5 protein-coding genes are annotated in these 4,827 nt (G+C 55.3%); 2 read left to right on the plus strand and 3 right to left on the minus strand.

What is annotated here, in order from left to right:
- The 3 genes from RI563_RS11035 to RI563_RS11045 form a co-directional block, all read right to left on the minus strand.
- The coding region (locus RI563_RS11035; RefSeq protein WP_310694438.1) for an AAA family ATPase at positions 1–508 on the minus strand (508 nt) is incomplete at its 3' end.
- Between the two features lie 307 nt (positions 509–815).
- Positions 816–1,175, minus strand: coding sequence for a ribulose bisphosphate carboxylase small subunit (locus RI563_RS11040; protein WP_310694439.1), 360 nt, complete (start codon positions 1,173–1,175; stop codon positions 816–818).
- Positions 1,176–1,308: 133 nt separating this feature from the next.
- Positions 1,309–2,727, minus strand: coding sequence for a form I ribulose bisphosphate carboxylase large subunit (locus RI563_RS11045; RefSeq protein ID WP_310694440.1), 1,419 nt, complete (start codon positions 2,725–2,727; stop codon positions 1,309–1,311).
- Positions 2,728–3,093: 366 nt separating this feature from the next.
- Between RI563_RS11045 and RI563_RS11050 the strand changes: the two genes are divergently transcribed.
- Positions 3,094–4,014 carry a LysR family transcriptional regulator gene (locus tag RI563_RS11050; RefSeq protein WP_310694441.1) on the plus strand — a complete coding sequence of 307 codons (921 nt, stop codon included), beginning with the start codon at positions 3,094–3,096 and terminating at the stop codon, positions 4,012–4,014.
- Between the two features lie 136 nt (positions 4,015–4,150).
- The gene (locus RI563_RS11055; protein WP_310694442.1) at positions 4,151–4,711 is read left to right on the plus strand and encodes a DUF3365 domain-containing protein; all 561 of its coding nucleotides are present in this window, start codon (positions 4,151–4,153) and stop codon (positions 4,709–4,711) included.
- The last annotated feature ends 116 nt before the right edge of the window (positions 4,712–4,827 follow it).

The following is a 4,827-nucleotide window of genomic DNA, read 5'->3' on the forward strand; positions in this document are numbered from 1 at the left end:
AACGCTGCTTGGTGGACTGTTTCAGATCTTTCATCAGGCTCTGGTAGCCGGGGTTATAGGAGATAACCAGCTGGAAATCCTCATGCGCCTCAATCAGCTCGCCTTTTTTCTCCAGCGGCAGGGTGCGACGATGATCGGTCAACGGATGGATAATGACAGTCGTATCCTGGCGGGCTTCGACAATTTCATCCAGGTAGCAGATGGCACCGATACGGGCGGCGGTCGTCAGGGGGCCGTCCTGCCACTTGGTGCCATCCTTGTCGAGCAGGAAGCGGCCAACCAGATCCGATGCGGTCATGTCCTCGTTACAGGCCACGGTGATCAGCGGTCTTTGCAGTTTCCAGGCCATGTATTCGACAAAACGGGATTTACCACAACCGGTCGGGCCCTTGAGCATCATCGGCATGCGGGCCTTGTAAGCCGCTTCATAGAGTTCGACTTCGTTTTCTACAGATTTGTAGAACGGTTCCTGGGTGATTTTGTATTGCTCGACATTGTTTTTACTCATGGCATAACTCCCGAGTTGCGTGTCTTGAAATAGTATTAACGCGGCATTGCAGGAGCGGCTCCACCGCGATCATGCTTGCTGCGCCAGAGGTGCTCTTGCCCTCTGATTGCCGGGGTAATAATACTTCAGGTTGTAAAATAAAGAGCCCCTGTCCGCACAAGTCGGGCAGGGGCTTTTATACAGAGAGGCACTACCTGTTGCCAGCGATAGTCGTTGCAAGCGAATCGTGCCCCCTGTCGTGCGCCGCTTCAGGCCGTCCATGGCCAACGCGGCGTACCGTACATCCTGTACATAACCCTGCCTGTTCTTATTTCTTGATCTCGCCGCGGTAGATAACCATTGACGCACCCTGGGACTGGGCATAGTTATCATAACCGATCAGACGCACGTGATTTTTCGGGTGCGCCTTGTGGCAGGCATCGGCTTCAGCCAGAATCTTGTCCACATCGGTTTCACCGAACATGGGCAGTTTCCACATGTACCAGTAATGGTCAAAGGCATTTTCCGGCTCGGTATGTTCAATAGCCGGGTTCCAGCCCTGGTCGACGATGTACTGAACCTGTTTACGGATCTGATCCTTGGACAGCTCCGGCAGGTAAGAGAAAGTTTCAAACTTACGGCTTGAGAAATCACTCAGGCTCGATTTGTAGTCTTGCATTTCGCTCATGTCTTTATCTCCAAATTCAGTTTCAAATTCTTAACCGTTCTTTAATGAACGCTCTGGAATTCAGTGACGAGTGCCGAGTTACGAGTAACGAGGGGGTATGTCCTCGTCACTCGTCCCTCGTGACTCGGCCCTGTTATTTGTGGGAAACATCCAGCTTGTCGACGGTGTCGAATTCGAACTTGATTTCCTTCCAGGTTTCCATCGCCATCTTGAGTTCCGGGCTGTGCTTGGCGGCTTCGAGAAGAATTTCCTTACCTTCTTTTTCGATTTCGCGGCCCTGGTTACGGGCTTCAACACAGGCTTCAACGGCAACACGGTTGGCTGCGGCGCCGGCTGCGTTACCCCAGGGGTGACCCAGCGTACCGCCACCGAACTGCAGGACAGAGTCATCGCCGAAGATGGAAACCAGTGCCGGCATGTGCCAGACGTGGATACCACCGGAGGCAACAGCCAGTGCACCCGGCATGGAACCCCAATCCTGGTCGAAGAAGATACCGCGTGAACGGTCTTCTTTCACGTAGCTTTCGCGCAGCATATCGATCCAGCCGAGAGTGGAAGCGCGGTCGCCTTCCAGCTTGCCGACAACGGTACCGGTGTGCAGGTGGTCACCGCCGGACAGACGCAGGATCTTGGTCAGTACGCGGAAGTGGATACCGTGGTGCGGGTTACGGTCGAGTACCGCATGCATGGCACGGTGGATGTGCAGCAGCAGGCCGTTGTCACGACACCACTGTGCCAGACCGGTGTTGGCGCAGAAACCGCCGGTGATGTAATCGTGCATGATGATCGGCGCGCCCAGTTCCTTGGCATATTCGGCACGCTTGAACATTTCGTCCGGGGTCGGCGCGGTCACGTTCAGATAGTGGCCCTTGCGTTCGCCGGTTTCGGCTTCGGCTTTATGGATGGCTTCCATCACGAAGTCGAAACGCTGACGCCAGCGCATGAACGGCTGAGAGTTGACGTTTTCGTCGTCCTTGGTGAAGTCCAGACCACCGCGCAGACCTTCGTAGCAGGCACGGCCATAGTTCTTGGCGGACAGACCCAGCTTCGGCTTGATGGTGCAGCCCAGCAGCGGACGGCCGTATTTGTTCATGATGTCACGTTCAACCTGGATGCCATGCGGCGGACCGTTACAGGTCATCACGTAGGCAATCGGGAAGCGAACGTCTTCCAGACGCAGGGCGCGCACGGCCTTGAAGCCGAATACGTTACCCACCAGCGAGGTGAATACGTTAACCACGGAGCCTTCTTCGAACAGATCGATCGGATAGGCAATGAAGGCATAGAAACAGGTGTCGTCACCTGGTACGTCTTCGATGGCGTAGGCGCGACCTTTATAATGGTCCAGGTCGGTCAGCAGGTCGGTCCAGACGGTGGTCCAGGTACCGGTGGAAGATTCGGCAGCAACAGCGGCGGCAGCTTCTTCGCGCGGAACCCCTTCCTGCGGGGTGATTTTGAATACAGCCAGCAGATCGGTTTCTTTGATCGTGTAGTCCGGCTCCCAATAGGTCTCGCGGTAGTCTTTTACGCCCGCGCTATAGGTCTTACCCATGAGCAGATCCTCCTAAGTCGTTACAAATAATCGTTTACGCCTGCGGCCATTCACGACCGGCCATGGTCAAAAAGCGGATGACAGCAGGTACCATTTGGTCGGGGAAGTATAGACAGCGCATGCATAAAGTAAACTAAATAAAAATGATTAAAAGCATAAGGTAAAGCTTATTCTGTAAAATACCCGCAAATCGGCCGGTTGAGGGTCGTGGGCCGGTTCCGAACCAGGCAAAAAACACTTATTAATAAAATGGCAATAATCTTCGACTCAACGGGCGATTATCCGGACAGGAGAAGGCTTTATTAACAAGCGATTTCCTATAATATAAGTATTATGCTCATCTAACCTGGATTCGACTCGACCTCCATGCATGTCACCCTGCGTCAGCTGAAAGTCTTCGAGGCGGTTGCCCGGCACCTGAATTACACCCAGGCGGCCCAGGAGCTGCATCTGACCCAGCCGGCGGTGTCCATGCAAATCAAGCAGTTGGAAGAATCGGTAGGCTTGCCACTGTTCGAGCAGATGGGCAAGCAGACCTACCTGACCGAGGCCGGGCGGGAGATGTATCACTATTGCCGGTCCATCTCCCGGCAGCTGAACGAGGCGGAGGAGGTGATCGAGCAGCTCAAGGGGGTGCGGCGCGGCCATCTGGATATTTCCGTCGCCAGTACGGCCAACTATTTTGCCACGCGTCTGCTGGCCAGTTTCATCGATCACTATGCCGAGGTGAGCTTCAGCCTGGATGTGACCAACCGGGCCACGCTGTTGCGCCAGCTGGAGCAGAACGATAAGGATCTGGTGATCATGGGCAAGCCGCCGGAGGATCGGGGGCTGGAGACCGAGGCATTCATGGAGAACCCCCTGGTGGTCATTGCCCCGCCCGAGCATCCCCTGGCCGCCGAAGCCGGCATTCCGCTCAAGCGGCTGGAAGAAGAACCGTTCGTGGTGCGCGAGCCCGGTTCCGGCACTTTCATCGCCATGGAGCGCTTTTTTTCCGGGCACGGGGTGCGCCTGAAAACCGGCATGCAGATGACCAGTAACGAGGCGATCAAGCAGGCGGTGGAGGCGGGACTGGGTCTGGGGATCGTCTCCATTCATACCCTGGAGCTGGAGCTGGAAACCGGTCGGCTGGTGGTGCTGGATATGGCCGATTTTCCAATCCTGCGCCACTGGTATGTGGTCCACCGCCAGGGCAAGCGCCTCTCACCGGTGGCCCAGGCCTTCAAGGAGTTTGTCCTCAGTCGGGCAAGTAAAATGGTCTCCCGGGCGCACCTGCAATCCGCTTGAGTCCCGCCCCTCCCGGGCCCATAATCGACTTACTTGCCAATACCTATAATGATCGACCCGTTCGGGGTTTCAGCTATGCACGGGCACCGAAGCCTGAGTTTAATCATTTACGTTTTAAATATGGGAGAACCAGTCAATGAAACAGATCGTTTCCACAACTCTGCTGGCGCTGTTGGCCTCAACCGTGATGGCCGGGCAGAAAACCGAACATGTCGAACAAAGCCGTGAGGCGGTCCAGCAATTTTTCGGCCAGCTCAAAGGTGAACTGCAAGCCGGGATGAAAGCCGGCGGACCGGTCAACGCCATCGAGGTGTGCAGTGAAAAAGCGCCGGCGATTGCCCGCGATGTCTCAAAGAAACAGGGGTTGCAGATCGGCCGGACCAGTCTTAAGCCTCGCAATGCCGGTAATGCCCCGGACCAGTGGGAAGAGGCCGTGCTCAGGGAGTTCGAACAGCGCAAAGCGCAGGGCGAACACCCGAAGCAGATGGAAAAACACGAGATTGTTGAGACCGACGGGCAACAGCGTTTTCGCTATATGAAAGCGATCCCCACCGGCAAACTGTGCCTGAAATGTCATGGCACTGATATTGATCCGGCGGTGTCCGCGAAGCTGGAAAAGCTCTACCCGGAAGACAAGGCCACCGGCTTCAAGCAGGGCGATATCCGCGGTGCCTTTACCATTATCAAGGATCTTTAAAAGATAAACACCGGGGCTTTGCCCCGGTGTATTTATACCGAGCAATAGTCTGAAGTAAGCTAAACAACTGTTCCCAACCACGCATACTTTATACTCTGAGCAATCCTGTAGGTCAC

Source organism: Thiohalophilus sp. (assembly GCF_031581315.1).
Lineage (GTDB): Bacteria > Pseudomonadota > Gammaproteobacteria > UBA6429 > Thiohalophilaceae > Thiohalophilus.

Excerpts from the sequence above, each read along its gene's own strand:
- RI563_RS11055 (WP_310694442.1), top strand. The coding sequence starts at position 4,151 with ATGAAACAGATCGTTTCCACAACTCTGCTGGCGCTGTTGGCCTCAACC.
- RI563_RS11045 (WP_310694440.1), bottom strand. The coding sequence starts at position 2,727 with ATGGGTAAGACCTATAGCGCGGGCGTAAAAGACTACCGCGAGACCTAT.
- RI563_RS11050 (WP_310694441.1), top strand. The coding sequence starts at position 3,094 with ATGCATGTCACCCTGCGTCAGCTGAAAGTCTTCGAGGCGGTTGCCCGG.
- RI563_RS11040 (WP_310694439.1), bottom strand. The coding sequence starts at position 1,175 with ATGAGCGAAATGCAAGACTACAAATCGAGCCTGAGTGATTTCTCAAGC.